The sequence below is a fragment of the Clostridium simiarum genome (assembly GCF_018919175.1).
GTDB classification, from domain to species: Bacteria; Bacillota; Clostridia; order Clostridiales; family Clostridiaceae; genus Clostridium_L; species Clostridium_L simiarum.
In genome coordinates this window covers 888,701-903,723 of sequence record NZ_JAHLQL010000001.1, presented here as the reverse complement: position 1 = coordinate 903,723, position 15,023 = coordinate 888,701, and the positions used below count along the sequence as shown (strand labels likewise).

Here is a 15,023-nt window from a genome sequence, read left to right as displayed (position 1 = left end):
GTTAAAGTATTATATAGATTTTTAAATAATCAGGGTGTAAGGGGTAATTAAATGTATGAATATATAAAAGGTACCTTTAAAGGTATGCATAAAGACTATATAGTTGTTGAAAGTAATGGTATAGGATATAAAATTTTTACATCGGGAAGTACTCTTTCTGATATGCCCAAGATGAATGAGTCAGTTTTGATTTTTACAGAACAAATTGTAAGACAAGACTTTATAGGGCTTTATGGGTTTCTTACAAAGGAAGAGTTGGACATGTTTAAAATATTACTAACAATAAACGGAGTTGGTAGTAAAGCGGCACTTTCGCTATTATCTATATCCGATGTTAAAAAACTTAAGTATGCCATTTTCACATCTGATGAAAAAACTTTAACTAGGGCTCCTGGTATAGGGAAAAAGACAGCTCAAAGGATTATACTAGAATTAAAAGATAAGATAACGTTAGAGGAAGTTGTAATTGAAAACCTAGAAGAAGATAAAGGCAGAGAAATCTTATGTAGAAATTTAGAAACAGAAACCATAGAGGCTTTAGTATCTTTAGGTTACACTCAAAAAGAAGTAGAAAGAGCATTAAAAAATATTAATCCTTCAGATTCCATTGAAATAATGATAAAGGACTGCTTAAAATATTTGATGAATTAGAGGGGTGAGAAGTTTGGAAGAAGATAGAATTGTTTCTGCTAGGCACATGGATGAGGATGTTGGTAATGAATATAGCCTAAGACCTCAAAGATTAAATGAGTATATTGGTCAAGAGAAGGTTAAAGAAAGACTAAGTATATTTATAAAAGCTGCTCAAAATAGGGAAGAGGCATTAGACCATGTTCTGCTTTATGGCCCCCCAGGTCTTGGTAAGACTACTTTAGCTAATATTATAGCAAAGGAGATGAAGGGTAATTTAAAAATTACTTCAGGACCGGCTATTGAAAGGCCAGGAGACTTAGCTGCTATACTTACAACTCTTCAGGAAAATGATGTGCTTTTTATTGATGAAATTCATAGATTAAATAGAAGCATTGAGGAGATACTTTATCCTGCTATGGAAGATTATGCTTTAGATATAGTTATAGGAAAGGGTGCAGCTGCAAAGTCTATTAGGCTAGATTTAGCTAGATTTACGCTAATAGGTGCCACTACCAGAATAGGGCTTTTAACTTCTCCTTTAAGAGATAGGTTTGGGGTACTTTGTTCTATGGAATTTTATACCGATGATGAATTAATGGAGATAATAATAAGATCTGCTGAGATATTGGGATGTTCCATTGATAAGGAAGGTGCTTTAGAAGTTGCTAGAAGGTCAAGAGGAACACCAAGAATAGCAAATCGTTTGCTAAAAAGAGTTAGAGATTATTCAGAGGTTAAAGGTCATGAGTTTATAGATTATAAAACAGCAAGAAGTGCTTTAGAACTCTTAGATGTTGATGATATGGGTTTTGATAGAATTGATAATAAAATTTTAGAAGCTATAATTGATAATTTTAATGGAGGACCTGTAGGTGTTGAAACTTTATCTTATTTTATAGGAGAGGAATTAGATACAATACAGGATGTTTATGAGCCATATCTTTTACAGAAAGGATTTATAATAAGAACTCCAAGAGGCAGAATGACCACTGAAAAGGCATATATACATTTAAACAGAATAGAAAAATTTAATTCAAATAAAGAACAGCTGTCTTTATTTGAAGAATAAACTTATACAGAAGAAGGTGTTACTATTGAAGGTTAGCGATTTTAATTTTGAATTACCAGAGGAACTCATTGCGCAATATCCTTTAGAAGACAGAGCAAAATCTAAACTTATGGTGCTAGATAAAGATACAGGAAATATAGAACACAAAATATTCTATAATGTCTTAGAATATTTTAATAAAGGAGATACTTTAGTTTTAAATAATACTAGGGTAATACCTGCAAGACTTATAGGTGAAAAAGAAGAGTCAGGTGGTAAGATAGAGTTTTTATTATTAAAAAGAATAGATAAAGATACTTGGGAAGCCCTTGCAAAGCCAGGTAAAAGAGCAAAGGCAGGGGCTGTGTTTTCTTTTGGACATGGTAAGTTAAAGACAGAAGTTATTAGAGTAGAAGACAATGGAAATAGAATAATTAAGTTTCACTATGAAGGAATATTTGAGCAAGTATTAGATGAATTAGGACAGATGCCTCTGCCTCCTTATATAAAAGCAAACTTGGAGGATAAGGAAAGGTATCAAACAGTTTATTCAAAAGAAAAAGGATCTGCAGCAGCTCCTACTGCTGGACTTCATTTTACTGAAGAACTTTTAAGGGCTATTGAAGAAAAAGGAGTTAATATAGCTTATCTTACTCTTCATGTAGGTCTTGGAACTTTTAGACCTGTAAAAGTAGAAACTATAGAGAAGCATGATATGCATTCAGAATATTATCATATAGATGAAAAAAATGCAGATATAATAAATAATACAAAGAAAAATGGAGGAAGAGTTATAGCAGTAGGTACTACTTCCTGTAGAACTTTGGAAACCTTAGGAGATGAAAGTGGAATTATAAAAGAACAGAGTGGTTGGACAAATATATTTATTTATCCAGGTTATAAATTTAAAGTTGTAGATGCTTTGATTACTAATTTCCACCTGCCAGAATCTACATTAATAATGTTAGTGAGTGCTTTAGCAGGAAAAGAGCACATAATGAAAGCTTACAATACTGCCATAGAAGAAAGATATAGATTTTTTAGTTTTGGAGATGCTATGTTTATAAAATAATGAGTATTTTATAAAGGAAATATATAATAGATTAACAAATTTAATTCTAATATATATTTATAACATGATACCATTAAGTAAGCTCCACATAAAACTAAGAATTACTTATAAAACTTTAGAATATAATACTTAAATGAAAAGGGTGAGACAATGTACAAATTACTAAAAAAAACTGGTAAGGTTAGGCGTGGAGAGTTTAAAACTCCTCATGGAACAATTCAAACTCCAGTTTTTATGAATGTAGGAACTTTAGCTGCTATAAAAGGGGCAGTATCTTCCATGGACCTTAAAGAAATAGGATGCCAGGTGGAACTTTCTAATACTTATCATCTCCATCTAAGACCAGGGGATAAAGTGGTAAGACAGTTAGGCGGAATACATAAATTTATGAATTGGGATAGACCTATATTAACTGATTCCGGTGGGTTTCAGGTATTTTCCTTAGCTAGTATGAGGAAAATTAAAGAAGAAGGAGTTTATTTTAATTCTCATATAGATGGTAAAAGGATTTTTATGGGGCCTGAGGAGAGCATGCAGATTCAAAGCAACTTAGGATCTACTATAGCTATGGCTTTTGATGAGTGCATACCAAATCCCTCACCAAGAGAATACGTTGAAAATTCAGTAGAAAGAACTACAAGATGGTTAATAAGATGCAAAAATGAAATGGATAGGTTAAATACTTTAGAAAATACAGTTAACAAAAATCAGATGTTATTTGGAATTAATCAAGGTGGAGTATATGATGATATAAGGATAGAGCATGCTAAAACCATAGCAAAACTAGATTTAGATGGATATGCTATAGGTGGGTTAGCAGTAGGAGAAACTCATGAGGAAATGTATAGGATTATTGATTCTGTGGTACCTTATCTTCCAGAGGATAAACCTATATATCTTATGGGGGTAGGACTCCCAAGTAATATCCTAGAAGCTGTAGAAAGAGGAGTAGACTTTTTTGATTGCGTTCTACCTGCTAGAAATGGTAGGCATGGACATGTATTTACTAAAGATGGTAAAATTAATCTTATGAATGCAAAATTTGAACTTGATACAGCTCCTATTGACCAAGGATGCCAATGTCCAGCTTGCAAGCATTATACAAGGGCTTACATTAGGCATTTGTTTAAAGCTAAAGAGATGCTAGCTATGAGGCTTTGTGTATTGCATAATTTATATTTTTATAATAAACTAATGGAAGAAATAAGAGATGCCATAGATGGTGATTATTTCTCAGAGTTTAAAAAAGAAAAACTCTCTCAATGGGGAGGAAAAGCTTAAGAAAGGAGGAGTATTAATATGCCGCAAAATGCAAGTGGTATTCTCACTATAATATTGATGTTAGGATTATTTTATGCTATCGTCTTTATTCCAGAGAGAAAAAGAAGGAAAAAATATTCAGCCATGTTAGAAGCCTTAAAGCTAAATGATGAAATACTAACACGTGGTGGAATTATGGGGAAGATTGTTAATGTGAAGGACGACTATATTATACTTGAAAGTGGTCCTGATAGAGCAAGACTTAAAATATCGAAACAAGGAATTGCTAGTGTTTTAACTGAACATGAAGACGTAGTAGCAGAAGAATAATAGTGTAATAAATTATCCTCTATCTTCATAATTATTAGTAGATAGGGGGTGTTTTATTTTGGATAAAAAATATTTCATGGTAAATGTAATAAAGGGTACCATAAGATCTCTTCTAATAACAGTAGTTATGATTATTATTTATTCAGTGCTGATGAACTTTATAGATGTAAGTGGGAAAGTAAACTCTGTTGTGTATCTTATAATCACTTGCTTAAGTATAGTATTTGGAGCTATTTATGTGGCTAAAGCAAATGAGAAAAAAGGGTGGATAAGCGGTGTGATGTTAGCTTTGGTATATATGATTTTAATAATGCTAATATCAGGAACGATGAGGGGCTTTTCGGAAATTATGGATATATATGCTTTATATAGGATGATTATAGCCTTAGCTGTAGGGGCTTTATCTGGAATGTTAGGGATAAATATATAAAAACTCTTTATTTAAACCTTTAATCGTGGTATAATAATACAGGAAAAGTTGATGAATGGAGGATGAGGACATGAAACATATCAAGACTTTAAATAAGGCTAATATAAAAAACAGCTTAAGTAAACCAGGATGTAAAGAGTGTGCAAACTCATGTCAATCTGCATGTAAAACTTCTTGCACAGTTGCTAACTTAGCTTGTGAGAACTAATTTTCAAAATGCATGGCAGTAACTACTAAAGTTACTGCTTTATGTTTGTTAGGAGGAATTTTAATGTCATTGATACATAAGTTTATTCAAGATGAAGAATATTATGTTATAGATGTAAATAGTGGAAGTCTACATGTAGTAGATGAGCTTGTATACGATATTTTAGATCAGGACAAGCTACAAAAGGAAGAAGTATTAATAGAAAGATTAAAAGATAAATATAAGGAAGAAGAAATAAAGGAAGCTTTATCAGATATAAAAGAGCTTATGGGAGAAGGACTTTTATATTCTTTAGATTTATATGAAGATATTGCTCAAAATGATAGGTCTTCTTCATATATAAAAGCGTTATGTCTAAATATCATCCATGATTGTAACCTAAGATGTAAATATTGTTTTGCAGACGAAGGAGAATATAAGGGTGCAAGAAAGGCGATGTCCGTTGAAGTAGGTAAAAAGGCCATAGATTTTGTTATAGAAAAATCAGGGCCAAGAAAAAATATTGAAGTGGATTTATTTGGAGGAGAGCCTTTGATGGCTTTTAAAAATATAAAGCAGATAGTAGATTATGCAAGAGAACAGGAAAAAATTCATAATAAAAACATTAGATTTACTATGACTACCAATGCTACCTTACTAAATGATGAAATAATGGAATATTTAGATAAAAACATGGGAAATATAATACTGTCTATAGATGGCAGAGAGTCTGTAAATGATGCCGTTAGAGTAAGAAGAGACGGAACTGGCACTCATAAAGCCATATTACCTAAAATAAAAGAGATGGTAGAAAAAAGAGATAAATCTAAACAATATTATGTTAGAGGAACTTTCACAAGAGAAAATACTGACTTTTTTGAAGATGTTATGTCTCTTGTAAACGAAGGTTTTGATGAGATATCTATAGAACCTGTAGTTCTTCCAAAAGAGCATGAACTTTCTTTAAGGGATGAAGATTTAAACACTATATTTAATCAATATGATAAGTTGTATGAGGAAATGCTAAAGAGACATAGAGAAGGAAAAGAATTTAAGTTCTATCACTTTAATATAGACCTTCAAGGTGGTCCTTGTGTATATAAGAGAATATCTGGCTGTGGAGCTGGACATGAATATATAGCCGTAACACCAGATGGAGAAGTTTACCCATGTCATCAATTTGTAGGAAACAAAGAGTTTTTAATGGGTAATATATTTGAAGGTGATTTAGATATGGAAATTTCAAATACTTTTAGAAAGGCTCATATTTATAATAAGCCAAAGTGTAAGGAATGTTGGGCTAGATTCTACTGTAGTGGTGGCTGCCAAGCTAACAACTTTAATTTTAATGGAGATATGCATATTCCTTATGAGTTAGGATGTAAAATGCAAAAGAAAAGAATTGAGTGTGCTATAGCCTTAAAAGCTAAGATGATGGAAGAGAATTAGAAAAAATATACATTATTGACTAATAATATGCTAAAGGATATAATAAAGCCTATCAGTATTTAGCGAGGGGGATAAAAATGAAGTCAAAAGGTAAAAGTACTCTTTTATTTATTGGAATAATTGCGATAATTACATTTTTGGGTTATGCTGGAGCCTTTGGTTTAGAAATTGGAGGTTATGAGATTAAGTCTTTTGATAAAGTTATAAGTAAAGGACTAGATCTACAGGGTGGAGTTTCAGTGCTTCAAGAAATTGTTTCTGAAGAGAAGGTTTCTAATGAAGATTTAGAGAGAACCAAAGAATTACTTTCAATGAGGGTAAATAAATTAGGAGTAAGTGAAACCAGTGTAACTACTGAAGGGGATCGTAGGATAAGAGTAGATATCCCTGGAAGTTTTGATTCAAATGCTGTTGTAGATACTCTAACAAAGACTGGAGAATTAAAATTTGTAGGTCCTGAAAATGACACTATACTTACAGGTAAGGACGTCCAAAAAGCAACAGCTTATGTAGATGAAAAGGGGCAAAATATAATTGGATTAGAGTTAAATAGCGAGGGAACTAAAAAGTTTGCTGAGGCTACTGAAAAGTATATATATAAAAACATAGCTATATATATGGATGATGAAAAATTAACAGATCCTCAAGTGCAAAGTGTTATAACTGATGGAAAGGCTACTATTACAGGTAATAGAAACTATGAAGAAGCTAAAAAAATAGCTGGTATAATACAATCAGGAGCTCTTCCTGTTACCTTAAAGACAGCATCAGTTAAGACTATTGGACCTACTTTAGGGGCTACAGCTATACCTAGCAGTTTAAAAGCAGGAACTATAGGTATATTATTAGTATTTGTTTTTATGATAGTATATTATAAGGTTCCTGGTTTATTAGCAGATATTGCTTTAGCTTTATACATTTTACTAGTATTGTTTGTATTTGTATATATAGGTGCAGTACTAACATTGCCAGGAATTGCAGGATTCTTATTAACTATAGGGATGGCTGTGGATGCCAATGTACTTATATTTGAAAGAATAAGAGAAGAGTTGAAAACAGGAAAATCTATAAAGGCATCTATAGATTCTGGATTCCATAGAGCACTTTCTTCAATATTAGATTCAAACATAACTACAATCATTGCTGGTATTGTGTTATACTACTTAGGTTCTGGAGCAGTGAAGGGTTTTGCTTTAACTTTGATGATAGGTATTATTTTAAGTATGTTTACTGCTATAACGATCACAAGGTTATTCATAAAATTAGCTGTAAATATGGGGCTTCTAAGTAAACCATCTAGATTTGGTGTAAAGAGGGGGTAGTGCTCGTGCTTAAGATAGTAGAAAAAACTAAATTATGGTTTTCCATATCTTTGATTTTAATAGTTGTAGGTTTAGCTTCTTTAGCTATTAATGGATTAAACTTTGGTATAGATTTTAAAGGTGGTACAATGGTTGTAATAGATTTCGGAAAAGACTTCTCTAAATTAGAAGTTGAAGAAATCATAAAGAAATATGCCAATGATGCAGTTACCACTAAAATAGAAAATTCTCAATTAGAAATAAAAAGCAACAATTTAGAAATAAGTAAAGTTTCAGAGATGTTTAAAGAGATAAAAGAAAAATATTCCCTTGAAGATACTGCCTTAGCTTCGCAAGAAGAGATAGGCGCTTCTATAGGAAAAGAACTAGCAAAAAAGGCAATTATAGCTCTGCTTATAGCTACTGCAGGTATGTTAGTATATGTAGGCATAAGGTTTGAATTTTATTTTGGATTAGCAGCTATATTAGCACTTCTCCATGATGTGCTCATAACTTTAGGAGTTTACTCCTTATTTAAAATACCAGTAAACTCTCCTTTTATTGCAGCGATTCTTACTATAGTTGGTTATTCTATAAATGATACTATAGTAATATTTGATAGAATAAGAGAAAATCTTAAGTCCATGAGAAGGAAAGATATAGAAGAGGTTGCAGATATAAGTATAAATCAAACTCTTACAAGGTCTATTAATACAGTTTTAACTACTTTAATAACCATAGTTTCTGTTTATATATTTGTGCCTACAGTTAGAGAATTTGCCTTTCCAATAATAGTAGGAATATTGTGTGGATCTTATTCTTCAATCTTTGTTGCAAGCCCATTATGGGTGGTACTTAAAAAGAAATTAAAAAAGGCCAAGGTTAGAGCTTAGTACTGAATAATAAGCTATGTACATAAATCTTCGATGTTAATTGAAGATTTATGTTGTTTTCTACATAAAAATGTTTGTAAAAATGGGTATTTTCAATTATAATTATATTTGTTTTCTAAGTAATTTGGAGGAGTTTAACTATGCACAAAAATGGTGGGAGCATATATAGCTCTAAACAATGGTATGAATATGACCCATTTATGTTGAATAATATGAAGCTTACCATTGATAGGCTAGTTAAAGCCATTAATGAGCGTGAGAAGATAGTGATATATGGCTCTTCAGATGTAGATAGTATATTTGGAGTGTCCTTATTATTATTGGTTTTAAAATATTTAAATGCAGATGTAGAATATTACATTTCAGAAAACATAAATGAAAATTGTAAACTAGACAGTGAAGTAATAAAGAATCATATTAAGTTTTTAGGGGCTGATGTTTTAATCTCTATAGGGTGCTCAATAGAATCCCTAGAACAGGAAGTATTATGCAAAAACATAGGTATGGATATTATTGTTACTGATAACAAATCAGAAGATAATTTAATCCATTCCCTTGTAATAAATCCCAACTTAAAAGGTTCTAATTATAAAGAAAAAGAACTATCTAATAGTGGAGTTGTATTTAAATTGTGTCAAGCTATAGCTAGTTATTATAATATGAAGAGTATAAATAAATATATAGATCTTGTTATGCTGGGTACCTTAGCTTCAGGTAAAGCTCTTAAGGGAGAAAATAGCATAATATATGAAGGAGGACTTAGTTACCTTCCTCATACAAATAATTATGGGTTAAGGGCTTTAATGAAATATCATAATATTCATGAGTTCAATTATAAAAACTTAAAAAATATAGTTTTTTTATTGACCCCTACTTTAAATGCTATAGGAAGAATGGACAATGCTCGTATTGTGGTAGAACTTCTTACTACTAATGATGCTTATAGAGCTGCCCAAATAGCCAAGTATTTAAGTAAAGAAGTAAATAATAATATTTTAAATACATAATATTATGTGATTTGTGGAGGAATATAAGATGGATTTTAAAGAGAAAATAAGGATAATAGAGAATTTTCCGAAGGAAGGTATAAGTTTTAAGGATATTACTACGCTTATAGGAGATGGAGACTCTCTAAGAAAAACTATAGATCATATAGCTAATCACCTAAAAGATAAAAAAATAGATGTGATAGTTGGACCGGAAGCAAGGGGATTTATATTTGGAGTTCCTGTGGCATATGCTCTAGGAGTGGGATTTGTTCCTGTTAGAAAAAAAGGAAAACTTCCTTTTGACACTATAAGTGATGAATATGATTTAGAATATGGAAGCGATATATTAGAAATTCATAGCGATTCTATAAAGCCTGGTCAAAGAGTAGCTATAATCGATGATTTACTTGCAACAGGTGGAACAATATGTTCTGTAGCAAATCTTGTAGAAAATATAGGTGGAAAAGTTGAAGCTATAGATTTTGTAATAGAACTTACAGAACTTAAAGGTAGAGATAAACTTCAAGGTTATGACGTTATGTCTTTAGTACAATATGATATATAACCTCATTGAAATGTGTTAAACTATATTATATAATTATAAAAAAATGGCTGGTTATATAACCAGCCTTTGACTTTAACACTAAAGATTAGATATATTTAGTATATAAGAAAGTTTTTTAGAGGAGAGTAATCTAGATGCTAGAAAAATTAATGAGGAAAATTGATAAAAATTGTAATAATGTAGATAAGGACTTTATTAGAAGAGCATATATGTTAGCTGATAATGCTCATGAAAAGCAAAGAAGAGAATCTGGTGAACCTTATATAGTTCATCCTATTGAGGTTGCCTGCATTTTAGCAGAGTTTGGCATGGATGCTAATACTATAGCTGCGGGCCTACTTCATGATGTTGTAGAAGATACTGATTATAGTTTTGAAGATATAAAAAAAGAATTTAATGAAGAAGTAGCTATACTTGTAGATGGAGTTACTAAGCTTGGAAAGATAAAATATAAAACTAAAGAAGAGCAGCAAGCTGATAATGTAAGAAAGATGCTTCTTGCTATGACAAAAGATATAAGAGTTATCCTCATAAAATTAGCAGATAGATTACACAATATGCGTACTTTAAAATATATGCCTGTAGAAAAACAAAAGGAAAAAGCTAAAGAAACTTTTGATATATATGCTCCTTTAGCTCATAGACTTGGAATGTTTAAGATGAAATGGGAGTTAGAAGATTTGGCATTTAGATATATGAATGCTAATGAATATTATGATTTAGTAAGAAGAATTGCAGAAAAAAGAGCAGAAAGAGAAGAATATATAAGTATGATAATATCTGATCTTAATAGTAGATTAGAAAATGCTTCTATTGAATCAGATATCGAGGGTAGACCAAAACATTTCTATAGTATATATAGAAAAATGGTTAACAAAAATAAAACTATAGATCAAATATTTGATTTAACAGCCATAAGAATTCTTGTGGATACCATTAAAGATTGTTATGCAGTACTTGGGATAGTTCATACAGTTTATAAACCTATTCCAGGAAGATTTAAAGACTATATTGCTATGCCTAAACCAAATATGTATCAATCTCTTCATACCACCGTAATAGGACCTCAAGGAAAGACTTTTGAGATACAGATAAGAACCTTTGAAATGCATAAAACTGCTGAATACGGTATAGCTGCTCACTGGAAGTATAAAGAGGGTAGTGAGGGAGAAGAAGGAGATTTTGATGCTAAGCTATCCTGGCTTAGAGATATGTTAGAATGGCAAAAAGAAACTTCCGATGCAGAAGAGTTTATGGAAGGGTTTAAAATAGATTTATTTTCAGATGAAGTCTTTGTATTTACACCTAAGGGTGTAGTTATAAATTTACCTTATGAAGCTACACCTATAGACTTTGCCTATAGAATTCATACGGACATAGGAAATAGATGTATAGGTGCAAAGGTAAATGGCAAAATGGTTACACTAGACTATAAGCTTAAAACTGGAGAAATAGTTGAAATTTTAACTTCTACATCTCCAAAAGGACCAAGTATTGATTGGTTGAATGTTGCAAAAAGTAATCAGGCAAAAAGTAAGATAAGAGCTTGGTTTAAAAAAGAGAAAAGAGAAGAAAATATATCTAAAGGTAAAGAATTACTTGAAAAAGAAGCAAAAAGGCAGGGCTGTAATTTTGGAGAAATAGCTAAAGGTGAAGGATTTGATAAACTTTTAAAAAGATATAATTTAAATAGTATAGAAGATTTATTTGCCTCTATTGGAATGGGGATGCTTATACCTTCTATTATTGTTAATAGGTTAAAAGAAGTGAATATTAACTATAAAAATGCTTTAGAAAATTTACAAGCCAAAATTACAGAAGAAGACTTTAGTAAAGATAGAGAAAAGGATAAAAGTGATAGAGATTACGGAATAACTGTAAAAGGGCTCACTAATGTACTTGTAAGATTTGCAAAATGTTGCAACCCAGTACCTGGAGATAATATAATAGGTTATATAACAAAAGGAAGAGGTATATCAGTACACAGGACAGACTGTAAAAACATACAAAGCATGGATATGAACGATAGAGAAAAGTTTGTAGAAGTGGAATGGGGTAGGAATAGGGTAGATGGGTATATCTCTGAATTACAATTAAAAGCAGAAGATAGAAGTGGATTATTAACGGATATTATGATGATTATTACAGAATCTAGAATGAATCTACATGCTATTAATGCCAAATCAGCAAAGGGAAATATAGCTACTATTAATATAAAATTAAAGATAAATGATATTGAACAACTAAAAGAACTTATGAAAAAGATTAAAAGAACCAAGGGAGTAATTGAGGTATACAGAAGAAAGTATTAAAGGATGTGAAAATTTTGAGAGCTGTAATTCAAAGAGTATTAAATTCTAGTGTAACTGTAGAAGGAAAAGTTATTTCTAGTATTGGTACAGGATTTAATATACTTTTAGGTATTTCAAAAGAAGATACCATAGAAGATGCAAAGTATTTGAGGGATAAGATACTAAATCTTAGGGTATTTGAAGATGAAGAAGGAAAGATGAATAAGTCTTTAATGGAAGTTAGCGGAGAAATTCTCATAGTTTCGCAGTTTACATTATATGGGGATTGCAGAAAAGGAAGAAGACCAAATTTTATGAATGCATTATCTGGAGAAGAGGCAGAAAAGCTGTATGAACATTTTGTAAGTCTATGTAAAGAGTGTGATTTAAAAGTAGAAACAGGAGTTTTTGGCGCTGATATGAAAGTATCTATTGAAAATGATGGGCCGGTAACTTTAATACTAGAGAGTAAAAAAACTTTTTAAAATGGAGGTTGGTTTAGATATGATAATCAAGAGGATACCAGCAGGAATTTATGCTGCAAATTGCTATGTTATCATGGACGAGGAAAGTAAAGAAGCTGTAGTTTTAGATCCTGGTGGAGATGAGGATGACATAATTTCTGTAATAGAAGAAATAGGAGCTAAAGTAAAGTATATAATGTTAACTCATGGTCATGCCGATCATACAGGGGGGGTTATAAATTTACAGAAAAGATATGGATCCCCAATAGGAATAAGTGAGAAAGATGAAGCACTTATGTCAAATGGATCTTATATGTTTGGTAGCTTTGGAAAGGATAAAAAAGCTGACTTAACATTAAAAGATGGAGATACTGTAGATATAGGAAATAAAACCATAAAAGTAATAGAAACTCCGGGACATACTCCTGGTTGTATAAGTTTTTTATTAGAAGATAAGGTGTTTACAGGAGATACTTTGTTCGCAGGTTCAATAGGAAGAACAGATTTACCTGGAGGAGATTTTGACACTATAATAAGTAGCATAAAGAATAAATTAATGGTTTTAAGCGATGAAGTAATAGTTTATCCAGGACATGGACCTGAATCCACTATTGGAGGAGAAAAGAAAAGAAATCCATTTTTGTAATAGGAATAGGAGTAACTATGGGCATTAATATAAAATTAAACGATATGAGCTATAGGTATGAAGTTTATCAAATTATTAACTTATTCCACAGTTTAGAGGATATCGATTTTGTCGAATCAGATGAGAATTTTTATGTTCATATAGATAAGGACTATATGGAAATAGGAAACAAAGATTATTCTAAAGAGTTTCAGTTTTCAAAGGGTGTACCCATAAAAGAAGAAATAAAAAAGTATATTTATAGTTATTTTAGTAAGTTATATGGTATTGAATTACCTTGGGGAACTTTAATAGGTATTAGGCCTAGTAAAATAGCATTAGCTCTATTAAAGGATGGATATTCTGAGAAAGAGATAATTGAGCGTTTTCAGCATAGAAACCTCACAAAAAAAGATAAGGTTGAGCTTTGTATAGAGATTGCAAAGTATGAAGAGAAGTTTATAAATGTTGATAAAAACAAAGTTAGCATATATGTAGGAATGCCTTTTTGTCCTACAAGATGCCTATACTGCTCCTTTACTTCTAATCCTATAGCAGGAAATAAAAGATTAGTAGAACCCTATTTAAATGCGTTAGTAAGAGAAATAAAAGAGGTATCCAGCTTTATAAAATCAAAATCTATAGAGATAGATACAGTATATTTTGGAGGAGGTACTCCTACTGCTGTTGATGATGATAATTTTGAATATGTGATGAAAAATATCTATGAAAATTTAGTTTTAGACTTTAAAGTAAGAGAGTTTACTGTAGAATGTGGCAGGCCAGACTCCATAACGGAAACAAAATTAAAGTCTATGAAAAGGTACGCTGTAGATAGAATAAGTATTAACCCTCAATCTATGAACGATGATACACTCAAACTTATTGGAAGGATGCATTCTGCAAAGGATGTTATAGATAAATTTAATCTTGCTAGAAGATTAGGTTTCAATAATATTAATATGGATATAATAGTGGGACTTCCGGGAGAAAAGGTTAGCCATATGAACACCACTTTAGATATGATAAAATCTTTGGCTCCTGAAAGTATAACGGTGCATGGGCTTTCTATAAAAAGAGCCTCCAGATTATATGAGGATCTAAAGTTAAATAAAATTTATGAAATAGCTGACCAAAAGGAACTTATAAAAATGTATGAAGCTACAAAAGATACTGCAAAAGAATTAGGAATGATTCCTTATTATATGTATAGACAAAAAAATATGGTAGGAAACATGGAAAATGTGGGTTATTCAATTCCGGGGATGGAGTGTATATATAACATACAAATGATCGAAGAAAAGCAGACCATAATTGCTTTTGGGGCAGATGCAGTTTCAAAAGTTGTGTTTTTAGATGAGAATAGAATTGAAAGATTTCCTAATGTTAAAGATATAAGAGAATATGTAAATAGAATTGATGAGATGATAGAAAAGAAAAAAGATTTATTAAATACATTATATAACTTATAATCTTTAAAGATTTA

16 protein-coding genes are annotated in these 15,023 nt (G+C 31.2%); all 16 read left to right on the top strand.

Annotated elements, in window-relative coordinates; genetic code table 11:
- The first annotated feature begins 51 nt into the window (after positions 1 to 51).
- Positions 52 to 651, top strand: a complete 600-nt coding sequence (ruvA, locus tag KQI89_RS04325) for a Holliday junction branch migration protein RuvA (RefSeq protein ID WP_216456050.1) — start codon at positions 52 to 54, stop codon at positions 649 to 651.
- Between the two features lie 46 nt (positions 652 to 697).
- A complete protein-coding gene (ruvB, locus tag KQI89_RS04320; protein WP_216456661.1) occupies positions 698 to 1,702 on the top strand; it encodes a Holliday junction branch migration DNA helicase RuvB in 1,005 nt (334 codons plus the stop codon).
- A 25-nt stretch (positions 1,703 to 1,727) separates the two neighbouring features.
- Positions 1,728 to 2,753, top strand: coding sequence for a tRNA preQ1(34) S-adenosylmethionine ribosyltransferase-isomerase QueA (queA, locus tag KQI89_RS04315; protein ID WP_216456049.1), 1,026 nt, complete (start codon positions 1,728 to 1,730; stop codon positions 2,751 to 2,753).
- A gap of 150 nt (positions 2,754 to 2,903) precedes the next feature.
- Positions 2,904 to 4,034: a tRNA guanosine(34) transglycosylase Tgt gene (tgt, locus tag KQI89_RS04310; RefSeq protein WP_216456048.1), complete on the top strand. Its 1,131-nt coding sequence runs from the start codon at positions 2,904 to 2,906 to the stop codon at positions 4,032 to 4,034.
- Between the two features lie 18 nt (positions 4,035 to 4,052).
- Positions 4,053 to 4,343 carry a preprotein translocase subunit YajC gene (gene yajC, locus KQI89_RS04305; RefSeq protein ID WP_032121887.1) on the top strand — a complete coding sequence of 97 codons (291 nt, stop codon included), beginning with the start codon at positions 4,053 to 4,055 and terminating at the stop codon, positions 4,341 to 4,343.
- 58 nt (positions 4,344 to 4,401) lie between these two features.
- Positions 4,402 to 4,773 carry a TIGR04086 family membrane protein gene (locus tag KQI89_RS04300; RefSeq protein ID WP_032121886.1) on the top strand — a complete coding sequence of 124 codons (372 nt, stop codon included), beginning with the start codon at positions 4,402 to 4,404 and terminating at the stop codon, positions 4,771 to 4,773.
- Between the two features lie 70 nt (positions 4,774 to 4,843).
- Entirely contained in the window at positions 4,844 to 4,981 is a 138-nt protein-coding gene (gene scfA / locus KQI89_RS04295) for a six-cysteine ranthipeptide SCIFF (RefSeq protein WP_032121885.1), read from the top strand.
- Positions 4,982 to 5,044: 63 nt separating this feature from the next.
- Positions 5,045 to 6,409: a thioether cross-link-forming SCIFF peptide maturase gene (gene scfB, locus KQI89_RS04290; RefSeq protein ID WP_216456047.1), complete on the top strand. Its 1,365-nt coding sequence runs from the start codon at positions 5,045 to 5,047 to the stop codon at positions 6,407 to 6,409.
- A 77-nt stretch (positions 6,410 to 6,486) separates the two neighbouring features.
- Positions 6,487 to 7,731, top strand: coding sequence for a protein translocase subunit SecD (secD, locus tag KQI89_RS04285; protein ID WP_216456046.1), 1,245 nt, complete (start codon positions 6,487 to 6,489; stop codon positions 7,729 to 7,731).
- Positions 7,732 to 7,736: 5 nt separating this feature from the next.
- Positions 7,737 to 8,603: a protein translocase subunit SecF gene (gene secF / locus KQI89_RS04280; RefSeq protein WP_216456045.1), complete on the top strand. Its 867-nt coding sequence runs from the start codon at positions 7,737 to 7,739 to the stop codon at positions 8,601 to 8,603.
- A 140-nt stretch (positions 8,604 to 8,743) separates the two neighbouring features.
- Entirely contained in the window at positions 8,744 to 9,610 is an 867-nt protein-coding gene (locus KQI89_RS04275) for a DHH family phosphoesterase (protein WP_216456044.1), read from the top strand.
- Between the two features lie 28 nt (positions 9,611 to 9,638).
- The gene (locus KQI89_RS04270) at positions 9,639 to 10,157 is read left to right on the top strand and encodes an adenine phosphoribosyltransferase (protein WP_032121880.1); all 519 of its coding nucleotides are present in this window, start codon (positions 9,639 to 9,641) and stop codon (positions 10,155 to 10,157) included.
- Between the two features lie 134 nt (positions 10,158 to 10,291).
- Positions 10,292 to 12,469, top strand: a complete 2,178-nt coding sequence (locus KQI89_RS04265; protein ID WP_216456043.1) for a RelA/SpoT family protein — start codon at positions 10,292 to 10,294, stop codon at positions 12,467 to 12,469.
- A 14-nt stretch (positions 12,470 to 12,483) separates the two neighbouring features.
- Positions 12,484 to 12,933: a D-aminoacyl-tRNA deacylase gene (dtd, locus tag KQI89_RS04260; RefSeq protein ID WP_216456042.1), complete on the top strand. Its 450-nt coding sequence runs from the start codon at positions 12,484 to 12,486 to the stop codon at positions 12,931 to 12,933.
- 19 nt (positions 12,934 to 12,952) lie between these two features.
- Positions 12,953 to 13,558 carry an MBL fold metallo-hydrolase gene (locus tag KQI89_RS04255; protein WP_216456041.1) on the top strand — a complete coding sequence of 202 codons (606 nt, stop codon included), beginning with the start codon at positions 12,953 to 12,955 and terminating at the stop codon, positions 13,556 to 13,558.
- A gap of 17 nt (positions 13,559 to 13,575) precedes the next feature.
- A complete protein-coding gene (locus KQI89_RS04250) occupies positions 13,576 to 15,009 on the top strand; it encodes a coproporphyrinogen III oxidase (protein ID WP_216456040.1) in 1,434 nt (477 codons plus the stop codon).
- Positions 15,010 to 15,023 lie beyond the last annotated feature (14 nt).